This window comes from Exiguobacterium sp. FSL W8-0210 (genome assembly GCF_038006045.1).
Classification (GTDB): Bacteria; Bacillota; Bacilli; order Exiguobacteriales; family Exiguobacteriaceae; genus Exiguobacterium_A.
This window is the reverse complement of sequence record NZ_JBBOUK010000001.1, coordinates 391,771-411,729: the sequence shown is the minus strand read 5'-3', so window position 1 is coordinate 411,729 and position 19,959 is coordinate 391,771. Positions and strand designations below refer to the sequence as shown.

General features: G+C 49.6%; 20 protein-coding genes. 7 read left to right on the top strand and 13 right to left on the bottom strand.

Going from position 1 to position 19,959, the window contains the following annotated elements; all coding sequences use genetic code 11:
- Window positions 1–30 precede the first annotated feature (30 nt).
- The 6 genes from MKY22_RS02205 (at window position 31) to MKY22_RS02180 (ending at window position 6,445) form a co-directional block, all read left to right on the top strand.
- Window positions 31–1,173, top strand: coding sequence for a Glu/Leu/Phe/Val family dehydrogenase (locus tag MKY22_RS02205; protein WP_341086282.1), 1,143 nt, complete (start codon window positions 31–33; stop codon window positions 1,171–1,173).
- Window positions 1,174–1,186: 13 nt separating this feature from the next.
- A complete protein-coding gene (gene pdhA, locus MKY22_RS02200) occupies window positions 1,187–2,236 on the top strand; it encodes a pyruvate dehydrogenase (acetyl-transferring) E1 component subunit alpha (protein ID WP_214861397.1) in 1,050 nt (349 codons plus the stop codon).
- A gap of 1 nt (window position 2,237) precedes the next feature.
- Window positions 2,238–3,236: an alpha-ketoacid dehydrogenase subunit beta gene (locus MKY22_RS02195; RefSeq protein WP_341086275.1), complete on the top strand. Its 999-nt coding sequence runs from the start codon at window positions 2,238–2,240 to the stop codon at window positions 3,234–3,236.
- Window positions 3,237–3,249: 13 nt separating this feature from the next.
- A complete protein-coding gene (locus MKY22_RS02190; RefSeq protein ID WP_341086273.1) occupies window positions 3,250–4,467 on the top strand; it encodes a dihydrolipoamide acetyltransferase family protein in 1,218 nt (405 codons plus the stop codon).
- Between the two features lies 1 nt (window position 4,468).
- Window positions 4,469–5,866 (top strand): dihydrolipoyl dehydrogenase family protein, encoded by a 1,398-nt coding sequence (locus tag MKY22_RS02185; protein WP_341086272.1) that lies wholly within the window; start codon window positions 4,469–4,471, stop codon window positions 5,864–5,866.
- A 78-nt stretch (window positions 5,867–5,944) separates the two neighbouring features.
- A complete protein-coding gene (locus MKY22_RS02180; protein WP_341086271.1) occupies window positions 5,945–6,445 on the top strand; it encodes a methylated-DNA--[protein]-cysteine S-methyltransferase in 501 nt (166 codons plus the stop codon).
- Window positions 6,446–6,525: 80 nt separating this feature from the next.
- Here the strand turns inward: MKY22_RS02180 and MKY22_RS02175 are convergent, their stop codons facing one another.
- The 11 genes from MKY22_RS02175 to MKY22_RS02125 all read right to left on the bottom strand — a co-directional run bounded on the left by MKY22_RS02175 (window position 6,526) and on the right by MKY22_RS02125 (window position 18,602).
- On the bottom strand, window positions 6,526–7,530 hold the full coding sequence (locus tag MKY22_RS02175; RefSeq protein ID WP_341086269.1) for an aldose epimerase family protein: 1,005 nt from the start codon (window positions 7,528–7,530) through the stop codon (window positions 6,526–6,528).
- Window positions 7,527–9,023 (bottom strand): UDP-glucose--hexose-1-phosphate uridylyltransferase, encoded by a 1,497-nt coding sequence (locus MKY22_RS02170; RefSeq protein ID WP_341086266.1) that lies wholly within the window; start codon window positions 9,021–9,023, stop codon window positions 7,527–7,529. The genes MKY22_RS02175 and MKY22_RS02170 overlap by 4 nt, the downstream gene beginning before the upstream one ends.
- 29 nt (window positions 9,024–9,052) lie before the next feature.
- Window positions 9,053–10,051, bottom strand: a complete 999-nt coding sequence (gene galE, locus MKY22_RS02165) for a UDP-glucose 4-epimerase GalE (protein ID WP_341086264.1) — start codon at window positions 10,049–10,051, stop codon at window positions 9,053–9,055.
- Window positions 10,052–11,224, bottom strand: coding sequence for a galactokinase (locus tag MKY22_RS02160; RefSeq protein ID WP_341086260.1), 1,173 nt, complete (start codon window positions 11,222–11,224; stop codon window positions 10,052–10,054).
- A complete protein-coding gene (locus MKY22_RS02155) occupies window positions 11,221–11,346 on the bottom strand; it encodes a YgdI/YgdR family lipoprotein (RefSeq protein ID WP_251137651.1) in 126 nt (41 codons plus the stop codon). The genes MKY22_RS02160 and MKY22_RS02155 overlap by 4 nt, the downstream gene beginning before the upstream one ends.
- 29 nt (window positions 11,347–11,375) lie before the next feature.
- The gene (locus tag MKY22_RS02150) at window positions 11,376–11,858 is read right to left on the bottom strand and encodes a hypothetical protein (protein ID WP_035411111.1); all 483 of its coding nucleotides are present in this window, start codon (window positions 11,856–11,858) and stop codon (window positions 11,376–11,378) included.
- 420 nt (window positions 11,859–12,278) lie between these two features.
- The gene (locus MKY22_RS02145) at window positions 12,279–13,439 is read right to left on the bottom strand and encodes an ROK family transcriptional regulator (protein WP_056063838.1); all 1,161 of its coding nucleotides are present in this window, start codon (window positions 13,437–13,439) and stop codon (window positions 12,279–12,281) included.
- Between the two features lie 110 nt (window positions 13,440–13,549).
- Entirely contained in the window at window positions 13,550–14,254 is a 705-nt protein-coding gene (locus MKY22_RS02140) for a hypothetical protein (protein ID WP_035411117.1), read from the bottom strand.
- Window positions 14,255–14,567: 313 nt separating this feature from the next.
- Window positions 14,568–15,416 carry an MBL fold metallo-hydrolase gene (locus MKY22_RS02135; protein ID WP_341086254.1) on the bottom strand — a complete coding sequence of 283 codons (849 nt, stop codon included), beginning with the start codon at window positions 15,414–15,416 and terminating at the stop codon, window positions 14,568–14,570.
- A gap of 45 nt (window positions 15,417–15,461) precedes the next feature.
- A complete protein-coding gene (locus MKY22_RS02130) occupies window positions 15,462–18,128 on the bottom strand; it encodes an MMPL family transporter (RefSeq protein ID WP_341086253.1) in 2,667 nt (888 codons plus the stop codon).
- Between the two features lie 30 nt (window positions 18,129–18,158).
- Window positions 18,159–18,602 carry a MarR family winged helix-turn-helix transcriptional regulator gene (locus MKY22_RS02125; protein ID WP_023466958.1) on the bottom strand — a complete coding sequence of 148 codons (444 nt, stop codon included), beginning with the start codon at window positions 18,600–18,602 and terminating at the stop codon, window positions 18,159–18,161.
- A 134-nt stretch (window positions 18,603–18,736) separates the two neighbouring features.
- Between MKY22_RS02125 and MKY22_RS02120 the strand changes: the two genes are divergently transcribed.
- Window positions 18,737–18,928 (top strand): hypothetical protein, encoded by a 192-nt coding sequence (locus MKY22_RS02120; RefSeq protein WP_035411129.1) that lies wholly within the window; start codon window positions 18,737–18,739, stop codon window positions 18,926–18,928.
- A gap of 40 nt (window positions 18,929–18,968) precedes the next feature.
- On the opposite strand, the gene MKY22_RS02115 is transcribed toward MKY22_RS02120, so the two are convergent.
- A complete protein-coding gene (locus MKY22_RS02115) occupies window positions 18,969–19,418 on the bottom strand; it encodes a universal stress protein (protein WP_312453069.1) in 450 nt (149 codons plus the stop codon).
- 28 nt (window positions 19,419–19,446) lie between these two features.
- On the bottom strand, window positions 19,447–19,896 hold the full coding sequence (locus MKY22_RS02110; RefSeq protein ID WP_341086245.1) for a general stress protein: 450 nt from the start codon (window positions 19,894–19,896) through the stop codon (window positions 19,447–19,449).
- Window positions 19,897–19,959 lie beyond the last annotated feature (63 nt).

Genomic DNA, 19,959 nt, shown 5'->3' with positions numbered 1-19,959 from the left:
TACTTATATTTGATAGAGGAGGACTCTACTATGAACATGTTAAACCCATCTACGAATCCAACGCTCTCGATCATGGAAAAAATCGCGGGTCACGAGCAAGTCGTCTTTTGCAACGACCCTGTCTCAGGGTTACAAGCAATCATCGCCATCCACGATACGACGCTCGGTCCCGCTCTCGGTGGTTGCCGCATGGCGCCTTACGCTTCTGTCGATGAAGCACTTGACGATGTCCTCCGCCTGTCACGTGGCATGACGTATAAATGCGCTGCCGCTGATGTTGATTTTGGTGGTGGTAAAGCCGTCATCATCGGCAATCCGGCAACAGATAAATCACCAGAGCTTTTTCGCGCCTTCGGTCGCTTCGTCGATTCACTCGGTGGTCGCTTCTACACGGGAACCGACATGGGCACGACGATGGATGACTTCGTTCATGCTAGCCGGGAGACGTCACGCATCGTCGGCATTCCGGAAGCCTTTGGCGGAAGCGGGGATTCATCGATCCCGACGGCTGAAGGTGTCGTCTATGGACTGCGGGCGACGATCGAGACGTTATTCGGTTCGGACGACTTAAGTCGCGCGACTTATGCGATTCAAGGACTTGGAAAGGTCGGCTTCAAAGTCGCCGAACAACTGTTACTCGCCGGTGCGACGATTTATGTTTCAGACGTCAATGAAGCCGCGCTCGCAGCAATCGTGACCCAAGCCGAAATGGCACCTGGCACAGTTCGCGTCGTCTCACCTCACGAAATTCATCTGACGGATGCTGATGTCTTCGTTCCATGTGCATATGGCGGTGTCATTCACGCCCAAAATATCGTCCTCTTACCGTGCAAAGCCATCTGCGGTTCGGCGAACAATCAGCTTGCAGATGAACAGCTCGCGCACGTCTTGATGGATCGCGGCATCTTGTATGCACCAGACTATATCGTCAACGGTGGTGGATTGATCCAAGTCGCTGACGAACTGTACGGAGCAAATCACGAACGGGTTCTCCTGAAGACGCGTCACATCTATGACGCCGTGCTCGAAGTCTTCAAGGAGTCGCAAGCAGAAAACATCACGACGGTCGAAGCCGCGAACCGGATGTGTGAAAAACGGATGCAGATCCGGGCAAAACACAACAACATCTTCACGAATACGACAAAACCAAAATGGGATATCCGTAACCACTGAAGGAGGGACTGACATGGAGCAACATTTTCCGATTCAACGCATCATCGATGAAGAAGGTCGTATCATCGACGCCTCAAAAGAACACGATCTGACGAAAGAGCTCGCCCTCACCCTATATGAACAGATGCATCGGATCCGGACGTTCGACCGGAAGGCGATCAACTTACAACGCCAAGGGCGCCTCGGCACTTATGCACCGTTCGAAGGACAAGAGGCAGCGCAAGTCGGTAGTGCACTGGCGTTGTCAGAGCAGGACTGGTTATTCCCGACGTACCGAGATCACGGTGCGACGTTGACGTTCGGTGCCGACATGGTGCGGACCCTTCTCTACTGGAACGGTCGTGTCGAAGGTTGCGTGCCGTCTGAGAAACACATCTTCCCTCCTGCCGTTCCGATTGCGACGCAAATTCCGCATGCCGTCGGCGCCGCGTGGGCGGAAAAACGAAAAGGTACGACGAACGTCGCGGTCGCCTACTTTGGTGACGGGGCGACGTCTGAAGGCGACTTCCACGAAGGGATGAACTTCGCGAGTGTCTTCCAAGCACCAGTCATTCTGTTCAACCAAAACAATCAATTCGCGATTTCTGTTCCGATCGAAAAACAGATGCATTCCGAAACGATCGCACAAAAAGCGATCGCCTACGGGATGCCAAGCGTCCGAATCGATGGGAACGATGCATTTGCCGTCTATTTCACGATGCAAGCAGCCGTTGCGCGTGCCCGTTCTGGCGGTGGACCAACATTGATTGAAGCCGTCACATGGCGATTTGGTGCGCATACGACAGCAGACGATCCAACGAAATACCGTGATCAAGCCCGCTCGCGTGACCGGGTCGATCCGCTCGATCGACTTGAACAGTTCTTACAACATCAAGGCTACTTTGACGAAACCTGGATGCAACAGCTGCAGGAACGGCACCAGGCAGAAGTCGAAGCGGCAGTAACTGCGATGGAGCAATTCAAGGCACCAGACGTCAATGATCTGTTCGACCATACGTACGCGACCTTACCGGTTGATGTCCAGCAACAAAAAGAAGCGTATCTGCTAGCAAGGGGGAAATGAGATGGCAACACCAATCAATCGTCAAACAGAGATGACACTCGTTCAAGCTGTCACGGATGCCCTGCGGACAAAATTGTCGGAGGATGAGACAACCCTCGTTCTTGGAGAAGACGTCGGAAAAAACGGTGGTGTCTTCCGAGCGACGGACGGCTTACAAGAAGAGTTCGGGGAAGACCGGATCGTCGATACACCGCTCAGTGAAGCCGGCATCGTCGGTACGTCGATCGGTCTTGCCATCAATGGCTTTAAACCGATCGTCGAGATTCAATTTCTCGGCTTCATCTACCCTGCCTATGAACAAATCATGACGCACGTCTCCCGGATCCGGATGCGAACGATGGGACGGTACAGTGTGCCGATGGTCATCCGTGCGCCTTATGGTGCCGGCATCCGGGCCCCGGAAATCCATTCCGACAGCACAGAAGCGCTCTTTACATCGATGCCTGGTCTCAAGGTCGTCTGCCCGGCGACGCCATACGATGCAAAAGGGTTATTGATTGCTGCGATTGAAGATCCAGATCCCGTGTTGTTCCTTGAGTCGATGCGCAGTTACCGCTCATTCAAAGAAGTCGTACCGAGCGAATCGTATACCGTTGAAATCGGAAAAGCGCGCTGCGTCAGCGAAGGGACGGACGTGACGTTGATCGCCTGGGGAGCAATGGTTCAAATAGCCCAAAAGGCAGCAACGGCTGCTCAAGAACGCGGGATTTCTTGCGAAGTCCTCGACTTACGAACACTCTATCCGCTCGATCGGGAAACGATCGCTGCTTCCGTTCAAAAGACGGGTCGTGCCGTCATCGTCCATGAAGCCGCAGCAATGGGTGGTCTCGGGAATGATCTCGTCACGTTGATCAACGATACGGCGTTTCTTTATTTACGGGCACCAATTGCCCGCGTGACCGGTTTTGATGTTCCGGTCCCGCTGTTCGCCCTCGAAGACCATTACATTCCGACGCCAGAACGTGTCCTTGCGACGATTCAGCGTACGGTCGAGTTTTAAGGAGCTGAATGCCATGATCGAAGTTAAATTGCATGATGTCGGTGAAGGAATGACAGAAGGTGAAATCGCCCATTATCTCGTTCAAGTCGGAGACCATGTCACGACGGATCAACCGGTCGTCGAGGTCGCGACCGATAAGATGGTCGCCGAACTACCGGCTCCCGTCTCCGGAATCGTCAAGGAAATCATCATCCCGGTCGGTCAGACGGTGCAAGTCGGTACGACGTTATTGCACATCGAAGCAAGTAACGCTTCCGACATGCCAGTCGCGGTAACACCTGAAGCGTCGCCCGCTCCTGAACCAGCATCGGTTGCTGTCACCGCCCCACCTGTTCAAGTTTCTCCAGCAAAACGGGTCCTTGCGACACCATATACACGAAAAATCGCTCGTGATCACGGGATTGATATCGAAACTGTCACGGCTTCCGATCCATCAGGTCGCGTCTCGGAGGACGATGTGCTTCGCTTCGTCCAGACTGCTACTGCTCCACAAGAGACAGCTTCGCCGATCATTGAAGAGGTCACGTACCAAGAGACCTCACCGGAAACGATTCCGTTCCGCGGCATTCGCAAGCAAATCGCGAAAAAAATGACCCAGTCGCTGTACACGATTCCCCATGTCACTCACTTCGAGGAAGTCGACATGACGCGTTTGCTTGCACTACGTGCCGAATGGAAAGCAGCTGGACGAAACATCAACGTCAACGCCTTCTTCATTAAAGCCTTGATTGTTGCCTTAAAAGAGTATCCTGTCTTTCATGCCAAACTCGATGAAGCAAATGCATGTATTCGATTAGAGCAGGATTTCCACTTTGGCATGGCAACCGAAACACCGGACGGGTTGATGGTTCCGGTCATCCGTCATGCCGATCAGCTCTCACTGACGGAACTGCATGAACAATTGGTCGCGTTGCAACAACGTGCTCAAAACGGTGCCTTGCGCGCAGCGGACTTAAAACCAAGCACTTTTACGATGAGTAATGTCGGTCCACTCGGTAGTACGGGAGCAACACCGATCATCAACTATCCGGAGACAGCACTGATTGCCTTCCATAAGACGAAAAAACGAGCCTGTGTCGATGAGAATGATCAAATCGTCGTTCGCTCGATGATGAATTTGTCGATGTCGTTCGATCATCGTGTCGCAGACGGGGCAACGGCTGTTGCCTTTACGAACCGATTCGTGTCACTGATTGAACATCCGACTACCCTACTTTTGGAGTTGATCTAACATGGTTGTTGGCGAACTTACACAAGAACGGGATCTCCTGATCATCGGTGGAGGTCCCGCAGGTTATACGGCAGCGATTCGCGCAGCACAAGGCGGTCGAAACGTTACATTGATTGAACAAGCTGAACTCGGTGGACTGTGTTTGAACAGAGGCTGTATCCCGTCCAAGGTCTATGCACATGCAGCAGAAGAGATGTTACGCTTGCCGCACCTTGAAGACCTTGGATTCACCGCCCCTGCTGTCCATGATTTCAGCAAACTGAATGCTTACCGGAATCGTGTCGTGCAACAATTACGTCAAGGCGTGGTCGCCCTCTGTCAGGCGAATCAGATTGAGCATATCTCTGGTGCAGCCTCCTTCCTGTCAGAGGACCGGATCGGCGTCGAGTCGGGACATCAGTTTGATACGTACCGGTTCCAGGACGTCATCATTGCGACCGGCAGTCACAGCATCCAGCACGAGGAATCGTGCCGCTTGAATGCCGAACAGCTTTATCAACTCGAGCAACTACCAGAGAGCTTATTGATCATTGGATCTGACACGCTAGCACTCGAAGCGGCCGCCTGTTTTCATGCACTTGGGACAGAGGTGACGTTGTTCGCGGATCAATTGTCACTCGAGCCAAGCCTTGAAAAGGAACTGAAGCGGACATTCAAAAAACAAAAAATCCGTCTCGTGTCGGATGTCGTGACACGTATCGAGGCTTCATCGGACGCGACCGTCACCATCATGAAAAACGGAGAAGAAGTCGCCTATCAGGGTGCCTATCTGTTCCAGTCTCTTTCCCGGATCCCGAACAGTTTGACACTCGGTCTCGAACGGATTGGTGTGACGCTTGCAGAAGACGGGACGATTCCAGTTGACGCAACTGGACGAACGAATCAACCGCATATTTACGCAATTGGTGATGTCACACCAGGTCCACAGCTCGCCATCCGTGCGATTCATGAAGCGAAGCGAACGGCAGCTCACTTGGCTGGTCAAGACGTCGATTCAACGACACCGTATTATCCGACGGTTCTACGGACCTTCCCACCGATCGCTTCGGTCGGGATGACGGAACAAGAAGCAGTCGAAGCTGGACATGCTGTTCAGAGCGGACAGTTCCCGCTGAATGCAAACGGAGCGACGACGATTGAAGGTGGCAGTGGGTTCGTCAAGGTCATTGCTGACGAGCAAACATCACTGATCCTTGGTATTCACATGATTGGGGACGATGCCCATCGTCTCGTCGGACAATTCACCCAAGCGCTGGAACTGACAGCAAAACGGGAGGATCTTCTCTTCCCTGTCATGGCCCATCCGAGTCGGGGCGAAGCCTTGACGGAATCGATGGAAGCCTTATTTGGTCAATCAATCCATCTTCCACCGCGGCAACAAGTCGGTTCGCGCGCGTAATCCAAAAGAGGTGCCTCTGCGTCAGAAGCACCTCTTTTGGATTCATCACTTCATTTCGTGTAGAAAGGAAAACATGTCATGGAACTGTACTTCACTCGTTTGCACTGGAATACGCATACGTTTCCGGTCGCTGCTACAGCAGATGGTCTCTGTTATGTTGGCGCTTGGGATGAACCGGAGGAGTTATTCGACGACTGGTCGCGGAAACACTTCCCCCGAGCCGATCGGATTGCTTCTGACACCGCGCTTGCTCCATATACGGAGCAACTGCTGGCCTACTTGAATCAGCAGTCGACGACACTCTCCTTTCCGATCGCACCAGTCGGTACTCCGTTTCAACTTGAAGTCTGGCATGCTCTACGTGCGGTACCGTACGGTCAAACCGCCACCTACTCCGATATCGCGGAACGTCTTTTCCGACCGAACGCTACTCGCGCGATTGGCACGGCAATCGGCAAAAATCGATTACTGCTTGCGATCCCGTGTCACCGGATTATCGGCAAAAAAGGCGATTTGCTTGGCTATCATGGCGGACTAAATATGAAGCGGACGCTACTCGCGCTCGAGCAACGTCTGTGAATTGAGACTTTTCCTTCCCTGTTCTACCACAAATAAGCCCCGCTTCCCTGTCCAATTGGACACGGGAAGCGGGGCTTATTTCAAGATACTACACTAAAATGATAAGCTGTTTTCCAGTGGTAGGTCTCACCAGGTGATAACAGGATTGATGGAAAATCAGATTCATGGATTGCATTTGGATGCACTTGTGCTTCAAGACATAAACCGAGCGACGGTCGAGCAGGAACACCATGAACTGTATAATCGGTCAGCAGTTGCGTTCCCGTATAGAGCACGACCGTCGGCTGATTCGTTGTCACGTCGACGAAACGACCGGACACCGGATCTTCAAGTCGAAGTGTGTCATCCCGTAATACGAAGGGATGATCATAGCCGTTTCCAACAGCAATCGTCTCGGGATGCTCAAGCGTAATCCCGTCACGAATCGACTGACCGTTCCGGAAATCGAACGGGGTTCCGGAGACGACCCGTTGTTCCCCTGTCGGTAAGCCGTCTGGCTGGACCGGTAAGTAGCAGTCGCTTGGTAACGTCAAGACATGATCTAACACATCCCGCTTCGCATTTCCCGATAAGTTGAAGTACGTATGATTCGTCAGATTGAGTGGTGTCGTCTGATCCGTCACCGCCGACATCTCAAGTGTCAATGTCGTATCTTTTAGTCGATAAAACACATCGAGTGTAACTGTTCCCGGATAACCTTCTTCTCCGTTTGGACTTTTTAAGCGCAAATGGAATAATGTATCCGTCGCTTCGATGACATCAAACCACGCTTGATCAAATCCGTGAATTCCACCATGCAGATGATTCGCCCCGTCATTTGCGACGAGCGGATAGACTTTTCCCTCTACTTCGAAACGTGCCTGCCCGATTCGACCAGCGACGCGTCCGACGATTGCCCCGAAGTACGGCGAGTGTTGTTGATAGTCTTTCACCGTCTCTAGACCTAAGACGACGCTTTCCAAATGACCATCCCGATCAATCGTCCGGATGTCCTGGATAATGCCGCCATAGTTCCAGAGTGTCACTTCGATACCTTCCTGACGTAATGTATGTCGAATCAACTCTTTCTCAAGTAGTCGTGTCATCGTTGTTCCTCCACTGGTTGGCGCGTCACGAGTTGAACGAATCGCCCGAACGCCGCCTGACCTTCCTCTGTCTGTTTAAAGACACCACAGTCCTCAAGACCACGTACGAATTTTGCAGCAACTGCTTGCTCGACGTATGTCGTGACATGTTGTCCGACATACGCTTGTTTTAGTTCCTGTGCCCAGTCAGCATGAGCGGCTGCTACTTCGTCGACTTCGCCTGTGATGAACTGTTCGACCTGTTGCAATTCTTGGAGCAAACGTGCCGGTAAGACTGCCAGTCCCATCACCTCGATCAAACCGATATTTTCCCGTTTGATGTGATGAATATCGGCATGTGTATGAAAAATACCGTCCGGATGTTCTGCTGACGTCCGGTTATTCCGCAAGACGAGATCGAGCTCGAATTGTCCGTCGCGTTGACGAGCGATCGGCGTCACGGTATTGTGTCGCGTCTCGCCTGTATGTGAACGGATCTCTTGACTCTCATCCGTGTACATCAACCATGTCTCATAGACGGTCGTCGCAGCATTGAGTAATGCCGACGCATCTTTACTCTTCAGACGCAACACACTCAGTGGCCAGTGTAATGTCTCCCCAGTGACTGTCGGCTGATCCGGGAACGTAAAGGATGTTAAAGCGTTTGCTTGGTCCATCGCAAACGTATAGCGTCCGCCCTGATAATGATCATGCGTCAGGATCGATCCACCGACGATCGGCAGGTCAGCGTTCGAACCAGCGAAGTAATGTGGAAACTGCTCAACGAAGGCAATCAGCCTTGCAAATGCATCCCGATTGATGACCATGTCACGATGTTCCTGCGACAGGATGATGCTATGTTCATTGTAGTAGACGTATGGTGAGTATTGCAGTGCCCACGATTCTTCCATCAGTGTCAGCGGAACAACCCGGTGATTCGCACGGGCCGGATGATTCGCACGACCCGCGTAGCCGACATTTTCGACGCACAACAGACAGGTCGGATAGTTCGACGTCGTCGGTGCTTCCGTCCGAACTGCCGCGATTTCACGTGGATCTTTTTCCGGCTTCGATAAGTTGATCGTGACATCGATCGTCCCGTAAGCCGTATCCGCTTGATAGCGTTTATTTTTAGCGATCCGCTTCGTTTGGATGTAATTGCTCGCTTGACTCAGTTGATAGAAGTAATCTGTCGCCGCTACCGGTGATTCAGCGTACAGACGACGGAACGTCGCTGTCACGTCAGACGGACGGGCGACGAAGATATCCATCACATCTGCTGCGAACTGCTCTTTGTCTTCAAGACGTGCCGGTAACTGTCCACTTACGATCAACACTTCAATCATGTCATCCAATATATCTGGAATCGGGCGAGATGGTACGTCGGTCATTTCTTCAAAGTCATCTTGACCGACTTGTGCTAGAATCCGGTTCCGAGTATAGATCATATCTTCCGGTTCAATCAATCGTTCCTGGATCGCTTGCGCTACTAACTGTTGGATAAGTTCATTCATCGCCGTCACTCTCCTCATTCTGTCTCTCTTTAACGAACGCTCGTCCGGTACCCTTCTGGATGATGTGCATGCCAATTCCAAGCATCACGGATGATCGTTTCGATGTCGGTGCGTTGTGGTGTCCAGCCGAGAACTTCTTTTGCTTTGGCAGATCCGGCGATTAAGATACTCGGATCCCCTGCACGACGTTCAATGATCCGTTCTGGAATCGGATGTCCCGTCACGCGACGAGCTGCTTCAATGATTTCCCGAACGGAAAACCCTTGGCTTGAACCGAGGTTAAAGACCGTACTCTCGTTTCCATCAGCCAAATGATCAAGTGCTCGCATATGTGCGTCGATCAAGTCCTCGACATGGATGTAATCACGAATGCAGGTACCGTCAGGCGTTGGATAATCATCGCCATAGATCGAAATTTCTGACCGTTGTCGGTTGGCAACTTCGAGGACGAGTGGGATCAGATGGGTTTCCGGCGTATGATCTTCCCCGATTTCTCCTGTTACACGCGCACCCGCAACGTTGAAGTAACGTAATGCGACATAACGTAAGCCATATGCTTGTTCAGACCATCGCATCATCTTCTCCATCATCAACTTCGTCTCACCATACGCATTCGTCGGACGCGTTTCCGCTGTCTCGAGAATCGGCATCTGCTCCTGTTCCCCGTATGTGGCTGCCGTCGAAGAAAAGACGATCTGTTTAATGTCATGGTCAATCATCGCTTCGAGCAACACTTGTGTTCCGTAAACGTTGTTATCAAAGTAGCGTAATGGTTCCGTCATCGACTCGCCAACGAGTGAAAAAGCAGCGAAATGGATGACCTGTTCAATCGCCTCTTCCGTAAAGACACGATCGAGAAAAGCACGATCGCGTATGTCTCCTTCATATAGACGTGCCTGCGGATGAACCGCTTCACGGTGACCGGACTGCAGATGGTCGATGACGACGACATCCTTTCCGGCATCAATCAATTGATAGACAGCATGGGAGCCGATATAACCAGCTCCACCTACGACTAAAGTTGCCATTTAGATGACCTCCCGTTCGATTTCACGTGCTCCGTCACCGACCGCCGCCGTATAGAACGTCGCTGGGTAACCGATCCTTGCTTCATATTGTTCGCCGACAGCTTGTTTGAACGCGTCGACTGCCTCGTCTTCAACGATCGCAATCGCACAGCCACCAAAACCAGCACCTGTCATCCGTGCGCCGAGCACGCCCGGTTGCTCCCAAGCGGCTTCGACGAGTGTATCGAGTTCAATCCCTGTCACTTCATAATCTTCCCGTAACGAGACGTGTGACGCATTCATCAACTGACCGAACGTCTTCAGTTCTCCCGCTTCGAGTGCCGCTAGTGCTTGAAGTGTTCGTTCATTTTCTGAAATCGCGTGTCGGGCACGACGCATCAAGATTTCGTCTTCCCATGCGACTTTCGTGAATTCTGACGTCGTCCATTGTCCAAGCGTTTCCCGTGATGTGAACTGATTGAGATAAGCGAGTGCTGCCTCACATTCCGCCCGGCGTTCATTATATTTCGAATCTGCCAGTTCACGGCGTTTGTTCGTATTCATGATGATGATCGTATATCCCGTCAAATCGAGTGGGGCATACGTATAGTCGAGCGTCTCACAATCGAGCAACAATCCCGCTCCCGCTCTCCCCATACCGATCGCAAATTGATCCATGATACCACTATTGACGCCGATATAACGGTTTTCGACCTGTTGACCAAACCGAACGAGATCAAGACGTGGAATGTCTAATCCATACAATCGATCGAGCAAGACTCCGATGACGAGTTCAAGTGAAGCGGATGACGAAAGACCGGCTCCGTTCGGGATGTCACCTTGAATCAAGATGTCGCATCCTGTATTGATTCGGTATCCTGCTTCCTGTAGGACTGAAATCATACCCTTCGCATAGTTCGCCCAACCGTGCTTCGCGTCATACGCCAGTTCTTCGAGTGCGACTTCGATGATGCCGTCCTGCTCAAAATTCAGCGAGTAGAAGCGGAAACGTTGATCGTCTCGTTTTCGCGCGATCGCATGCGTACCGAACGTTAACGCGCACGGAAAGACGTGACCGCCATTGTAATCCGTATGCTCACCGATTAAATTGATCCGACCCGGGGCAAAAAAGCGATGCGTCGACGGTGAGCCAAACCGCTGTTCAAATTGTGCTTCTAACGTCTGGTTTGTCATACGATCGTCTTACCGTCTTTTGTTTTCGTTTGTTGCTCGTCTTCGCCACCACAAGCGGCGAGGAATGCGGATAATGTTAGGACTGATGCTGCAGCAACGAGTTTCGTTTTTTTGAATTTCATGTAAGAGCTCCCCTTTTATGTGTAAGTAGTCAAGCGTATCGTCTAGCGTGTTCCCCTTCGATTAGTGCTTGTCGGCACCATTCTTCGATCACCTTCGTCTGAATCGGCATTCCCTGTAGCTGAATCAATACACGGGCGATCAATCGAAGACGGTATGCCAGCGTATCGACGTCCGGTCGCACGAAGAGATATAACTCTCCACCCAGCGTCAAACAACCGGCAGAGCGCATGTGTTGCATGAGTGCGCGTAATTCAATGTATCCGCTCTCATTTTTTCGAATGTGTAGCTCGGATGAACGGATCGTCAGGACCCCTTGTACCGATGACATCCGGAATTGAAACACACCGTCACGTCGTGGTCGGACGAGCACGATATCCTGCTCGTCTGTCGGGACATCGCCTGGACCCTGTTCTGTCATCTGTTGCGTTGACCGATGAAAATAAAAACCGCGGATTGCTCCGTAACGCCCGAAAGCTTCACGGTACGAAACCCATGGATCGTGTGGTTCCATTGCGCGATGCCTCCCTTTCCTGCTTCAGCTTGATTAGCCCCTGCTAACCTGCATCCACCTCCACTTAGTTGACCACGAACTTAGTAAATTAAATTTATTATCTAACTTTATATCGACTATAGCACATTGGTTTTTAACTTGTAAACGGTTTCAATAAATTATTTTTTGAATAACAAGGGGCTGACTCAAAAGTCAGTCTCTACAAAGATAAGGATGGCAGAATGATGATCTGCCATCCTTATCTCGTAACAAAAAGAATGACGCGTTTCGCGCCACTCCTACAGGAAAAGCGCATTTATGCGCTGTCAGAGACGAACAAGACCCGCTTTCCTGCTTCAACGGAGCAGGAAAACTGGCTTGTGTCTCGCCTGAGGAAAGGGCGTGAAAAGACGCGTCATTCTTTTTTTGAGTCAGCCTTCATTAAATCGTTTGAAATAAACTATTTGTCGCAAGGGCAGCCGCACTGAGTGCTCCTTGTTTTTCACCCCACGGAACCATCTTGACATCGGTTTCACGTGAAGCAGCGGTCAACGCCGTGTGCTCGACCCGTTCCTTGATTTGATCAACGATCGTGGGTGCGAGCTCAAACATCGGTCCCCCAAGTAAAATCCGGCGTGGATTCAGGAGATGAATCGTATTCAAGACACCGATTCCGATATATTCCCCCGCCCGTTCATATGTACGAACTGCTTGTTCATCGCGTTCGTTTAACCGTTTGCGCAAATCAGCAATCGTCATGACTTGCGGATCCACGACAGCATAATCCCGTAACAATGCTTTTTCGCCTGCTAATGCTTCTAGGCATCCTCTGTTCCCACACGAACAAATCGGTCCATCGAGATCAAGACGCATATGTCCGACCTCTCCCGTAATATGATGTTGTCCGTCGACAAGCTGTCCATCGAGCACATAAGCACCCCCGATGCCTTCCCCGGCATAGAGATAAAAGAATTGTTCGACCCCAACACCTTCACCGAATAATAGCTCAAACGAAGCGAGTGCTCGAACATCGTTTTCGATGAAGACAGGATAGTCAAAGCGTGCTTCAAGTTGTACCTTCAACTCAACGTCATGCAGGTGGAAACGTGGTGCAAACAAGATGACACCTGTCTCCGGATTGACCATCCCGTGGACGGAGATCCCGATACCGTGAATCGTTCCCCGTCCTTGTGTCTGTGCAATCAAGGTCTCGCATAATCGACCAATCGCTTCAATCAATTCTTCATTCGTCTCAAAACGTCCCACGGCTTCGGACTCATGAATCGTATTACCACTTAAATCCGCGACGACTCCGATGAATTGGTGACTCGTCGCATCGATGCCGATGACGTACTGTTCTGTTGCGACGAGTTCGAGCATGATCGGTTTTCGTCCCCCATTTGATATCCCAAGCTCTCGCTCCGTTACGAGTTGTTCTGCAATCAATTCACTGACGATGTTCGATACCGTCGGCTTCGTTAAGTTCGTCCGTTGTGCTAACTCAACCCGCGAAATCGGTTGATGCATCCGAATCAGTCGCAAGACGAGTGCCCGATTATAGGAACGCATCCATTTAGAATTACGCGGTGTTTCTTTCGCCATGTCCCCATCAACCCCTTTGGTCTGTCTCTTTACTATCTTCGCATATTTTGTAAGGGATTTCACGGTCTCACTTAAAAACCGTTCATCTGCTGAACGGTTTTTGTGCACTTTCATGCTTCGTCATATGGTTGTTCTAAAATCAGGACGCGTGAACCGTCCGGATTCTCGGTCAGTTCAATCTCAACGATTGCCTGACCGACGAGCAAAACGATTGGTAGAGAGGGATCATTCTCGCGAAAGAAACCGATTTTTCCATGGTGTGCGTCCATATAGTCCGCATATAAAAACGTTCCATTGACGTGCAACTCATCCTTCATTCGATTGAACGACAAGCGCGGGACACCATACCAGGCTTCCCCGTTCAAATAAAGCAAGGGACGCTCGCCGACCGATTCATTCGTCGCCCGCCGGACCTCGATTGCTCCCGTCGTATCGTAATACAATCGATCCTGACCACGTGTCGCGATGACGATCGGATGTTTCTGATACAAGACGACTTCTAAAATTTCATCTGCTTGTTCGACGAAATAACCAGTCTCATCCGACTGGGCAAAACTAATCGTATACAACTGCATCCAGGAAACGATATCCGTCACTTGAACCGGTTTATGAAAAAGCGCAGAAACAAGTAGTGTTTCTTCCGGGGTGACAAACAGATTGACGGAGATATCCGCTAAGCGGATCGTCCGGATTTGTGTCGAAGGATACGTATGGTCATAACTCGGTACAAGCATCGCTTCATAGTGATCATCCTTTTCGACCAATTCAATCGATGGCATGCGTCGATCAAAATCCGCAATTTGAATTCGTTTCATCCGACATCTCCTCTCACTTTCACTAACAGTCTCACGCAAGTCATTACCCAATATCTGGTTTTCGTGCACTCCCCTGAATTCAAAAAATCGGAACGCATGCGTTCCGATCATTGTACGTACAAATCATATAGTAGATATAGAATGCCTCCCACGATAACCAAAAATGAAAAGATGCCCGCTTTTCCAAAAAAGACGCGATCGATGGTTTCATCCCGTTCGAATTTTGGCTTTGTCATATAGTACCGCTCCCTTTAACAAGCTCGTAGTACTTTTTTATTTCAACGTCCTCCATTTTATCCCTTGTTACGATCTGTCATTTCACTCCATTTGCAAAATAGATCAATGTTTCGGTTTCGTCTTCCGTCAACGATCGTCCTGTCTCTTCTGCATATAAGATCCGCATATCCTTCAGTCGTCCTCCGGTCGCTTCCGTTACACGAATGGCTCGACGCAATATGTTGACCTCTTCTTCAAATTCAGACTTCGGCATCGCTTCTCCATGCGACCAGACATAATAATCGGCTTCTAAACGATCGATTGTTGCGAGTAAGCGCTTCGTCCGTTCGACCGTATAATTCCACTTCGATGAAAAGATATCCGCATACATCGCGTCTCCTAAGAACACGACGCGTTCTTCCGGAATGTAGACGAGTAGGCTACCAGGAGAATGATCATTTTCGACTTCAATCAGTTGGCACTGCACGCCACCTAAGTCAATTTCCAATTGTCCAGTAAAGCCAATCGTCGGTAAGACGACTTCAATATCGCGTGTCGTACCAAACTCGAGCTTGATCGCATCCGCACAAAACGGAATCTCGATCCCTTGATCCATTCGTTCTTGTAACGCTGCATCCGTCCAAGCGTATGGTTGCATCTCTTTCATGCGAGTGATTGTTTGCTGTGTTGCCATCGATGGCAGACGGAGATGTTTCATTCCAAAAATATGATCCCAGTGCCAGTGGGTCAATGCCAATAAGTCAGGTGATCCAAGATTGTGTTTTTTCATTTCTTCTAAAAACAAAGCGGCATGGGCTGACGAGTTTCCTGCGTCAATCATTAATTGATGCTTCTCCCCACGCACGACGGCGAGAATCGGGCGATCCGTCTCGCTGACCGGTGTCTGATACCAAATCCGTGAAGTCAGTCGTTTGAAGTGTTGCATGTTCTACCTCCTTATACTCTGCTCTTAGTATACGTCATGAAAAACTTATTTTTTGGCATTTGATCGAAACGGCCACCAGACCCCTTTACCAAACGAAACTGTGATCGCTGGAATCAAGAGTGGTAAGACGATTAGTCCATACAAAAGTAGACCTGTGATGACAATCGTCGCGATTTGAACGAGGCTCAAGACACCAGACGGCATCATCGCTCCGAACGTTCCTGCAAGAATGATCGCTGCCGTGATGATGACAGATCCCATCTTTTTCATCGACAGGAACATCGCTTCCTTCGTATCGAGTCCCTTGATCGTCTCTTCGCGGAAACGATCGAGTAGGAAGATCGAATAATCGATACCAAGGGCAATCAACATGACGAATCCGAAGAACGGAACCGCCCAACTGATGCCGTCATATCCAAGACCGTTGACGAAGATCAGCTCAGCGATCGACATCGACGTATAATACGTCAGCAATAACGAACCAATCATGAACAATGGCATGATCAACGAACGGAACATGATCGCTAAAATCACAAAGAGACTGATCAACATGACGGTCACTGTTCGCTTGAAATCGGCTTTCGACGTATCATTCAAGTCACTGTTGACGCTTGAAATTCCGCCATATACGACAGTGCTGTCTTCAAACGGTGTCCCTTTAATCGTATTCGCTGTCGTCTTTTTGATTGCAGCGACGGTTTGAATCGCTTCTGGTGAATACGGATCATCTTCGAGGATGACTTCAAACTTCAATCCGGTTTGCTGATCAATCGCGTAACGGTCAATTGCTGGCTTAAAGGCCTTGTCCGATAACGTATCTTTTGGCACGAACACACCTGTCCCACGGATCGATGTCGCTTGTCCCATCTCGGTTAACAAATTCGAAATGTCATCTAGACCATTACTAATTTTCGCAAGCCCTGTGTTTGCTTGACCAACACCATCCGCAAGTTGTGTCAGCCCACTTCCAAGTTGACCGGCTTGTGCTCCTTGTGAGGCTATTCCACTTGCTGCTTGACTGATGCCAGCTTGAACTTGGCTCAATTGACCAGACAAGGCATTTAATGTCCCAATGGTTTGCGGGATATTCTGAGTCGATTGCAGACCTTGACCGACGAGCGTCAACTGTTGATTGATCTGTCCAAGTCCGTCTGCTGCTTGTTGCAACTGACTTGCTCCTGCTGAAGCCGTGTCTCCTGCCGGTAGTTGTCCTGTAATACCGTTGAGATTGTCTTCAACTGTCGTCAGACCAGACTGAACGTCCGTAAGACCGGCGGTTGCTTTCTTCATGCCTGAAGCAACTTGTTTTAATTGACGATCGACGTAGAAGTCATTAATGATTTCGCCTGTCGGACGAGAAATCGAACGAACCGATTTGACCCCGTCGATTTTCACGAGCTCACGACTCAACTGTTCCGCATAAGGAACTGTCTTTTCTGTAATCAAATCTTTGTCGCTCTTAAGAATGACATTGACCGGGAGCGACTCACCTGCTCCAAATCCATCCGAGATCGCATTCAGTCCTTTGACCGTATCATACTTCGCACCAATCTCATCGACAGTATTAAACGAGAGGTCATCATCGTACGTAAAGAGTGTCGGGACCGTGACGATCGCAACGATGATCATCGCAAGTAACGGACGACGGATCGATAACCCACCATAATGTGACCACAGTTTGCTATCTTGGTGACTCGCTGCCTTCTTTGACGGCCAGAATAATTTTTCTTTGAGTGTCGCCATGAAGAAGGGGACAAGTGTAAATAAGACGAGTAAGAGGACGGCAATCCCAACCGCAACAGCGACCGATGATTTGAAGATTGGGAAGTCCGCAAACCCAATCGCTGAGAAACCGACAAGAACAGCAAGACCACTGATTAGTAACGTACGCCCTGCTGTCTTATACGTGTTGACGATCGCTGTCTCGACATCGTGTCCTGCCGTCAATTCTTCCTTATACCGGCTCAGTAGCAAGATACAGTAATCCGTCCCAATCCCAAACAGGATGGCAACGAGGAAGATTTGCGTATAGTTCGATACCGGGAATCCGAACCAGTCGACGAAAAAGGCGACGAGTGATTGGCTGATCAGGTACGTAAAGCCCACTGCCACAAGTGGTACGAACGGTGTGACGATGGAACGGAAGACGAGCAGAAGCAGTCCGAAAATCAATCCGACGGTAATCAGTTCCGTCCGCTTCAGTCCCTCTTGCGAGCTCGTATTAACGTCATCGTTGATTAACGCTTCACCCGTTAGATAAATCCTTTGATCCTTTGGTAAAAGATCCGTCCGGATTTGTTTTGCCAGTTTGACGATCTCTTCTTGCGAACCGTCGACTGTGATCGGTACGAGGACCGTCTTTTTATCTTTTGAGACGAGCTGTCCTTCCGTCTCTTTGTTTTCAAACGGATCGAGCACATCCGTGACCGGACGATCGAGTGCTTCTAAATCCTGAACGATTTGCCCGATCGACTTTCGATCGGCATCGCTGACTTTGTCTTTGAGCGGAATGACAAGCGAGATCGTTTCTTCGCTTGCTCCCGCTTTTTCTAAAATATCAGCTGCTCGCTGTGAATCAGCATCATTTGCAAGCTGAATCGCCCCTGCGTCCTCTGCTTGTTTTGCCAAGTTTGGTGCCGTAAATAGTAAACCTACTGTGACGATGAGCAATAATGCAAGAATTGCCCAGCGCCATTTGACGATTTGTCGCATGTCTGATTCTCCTCTTCCCTCTGTCTGTTTTTAATCATTCAACTGCAAAATCTCTTTAATCTTTTTGAAGGTTTCAATGAACTGGATGATTTCTTCTTCTTCGACTTTTCCTTCAATCAAATTCTCCAAATACGTATAGATTTCTTGCTCCGCTTCAGTTGCCACTAACCGACCTGCTTCCGTCAAAGAGATGTACTTCGTTCGGTGATCATCTTCTCGACGTTCGACGATGACGAGACCTTTTTCCGTCAACTTTTTCAGCCGGTTCGAGATGGCACTTTTGTGAACACCCTGTACTGCCGCGAGACGTCCGGACGAAATCGGTCCATATTTTCCGACGAGCTTCAACACATGAAGTTGTTCCGGTGAGTACATTTGCCAAACGGGTGCTTCGACCGACTTCAACACGCGTTCTGTTCCGTGGATCATGACTTCTTCAAACAGGAGGACTGCTTCACGTAAATTGTCTTTCATTTTTAGTTTACCCCCTAAACTTATGAAGTTAGTTTAGCCCCTCAACTAGAAGTCTGTCAACTCTAAACTGTCACAACTTACCGATGCAGAACATGACCAATTTCTGTATGATAAAGGAAGAGAGGAGCATGCTTATGTTGACTTTATTTTGGATCGCATTAGTCATTTGTCTCGTCGGACTCATCTTTACGTTGCGGATTGCTAAGCAACCAGCAGAAGAGCAGTACGATCACAAGACTTCGGCAAAAAATATGTCTTGGATGTATTTCATTTTTCTCCCGATCATTCTGATTTTATTAGGCATTTTCTATTACTTTCTAACGTGACATAAAACAGCACACATCGGCTGATGTGTGCTGTTTTATGTCACTTCAAGGTTTTCGGACGGACGATATAGATATCGCATTTTGCATAACGGGAAATGTTTTCAGAAACACTCCCAATCATGATTCGTTCCATCGCATTCGTCCCGACTGCTCCGCAGACGATCAGACCCGCACCAACGCGTGGTGCGATGACCTTTGGAATCAGTGTTTTCGGAGAGCCGTTTTCGATGATCAGCTCAACTTTCTCGACACCTGCTTCTCGTGCCCGCTTTTCGTAACGATCGAGCAATTCTTGTGCATATTCGGTAACGTTTTGATCAATGAAACGTTTATTGGCACGTACGTTAGCAAACGTCTGAATATCGATAACATGGGCGATGACGAGTTTAGCATGATCAAGTTTGGCAAATTTCACTGCCTTCTCAAATGCTAAATCTGCTGTCTCTGATCCATCGACTGCTACCAAAATCGTATGATATTGGCTCTCCATCAAGATTCATCCTTTCCGCACGACTCTCTTACAACATCCGATCATTTTCATTTTCAAGGGCACGGTTTTCGTGATCAAGTTTTCGTTCCGCTTCGATTCCCTCTGGCTCTGTTTCCAGAATACTTTTTGGTTCCGGCGCAGGACGAGAAGCCCCTGCTTCGTCTGCCAACAGGACATAATCGCCTTGCTGGACACGTAAGACATGTTGACGAATATCCGACTCCGGTAATCCGAGTTCCGTGAAGGCGGTTTGAATTTCCTCGGCCGAAGCCGGTTTGCCTGTAAATCGCTCAAATAGCGTCCGTTTTCCAGAGACGAGTTGCGCCGCCGATTGCCCACGTAACATCGCCATGTCAGTCTTGTCTTGCAACACGATATATAGATCCTCTTCTAGATAACCTGCAAAATGTAAATCCTCGATCTTACGAATTAAATCCGTTTCATTCTGATAGACACCAATCCATTGTTTTTTCCCCATGATGCACGCCTCCCCCTTTTATAACAGCTATATGGGATATACCCCAAATTCACCTAAAACATA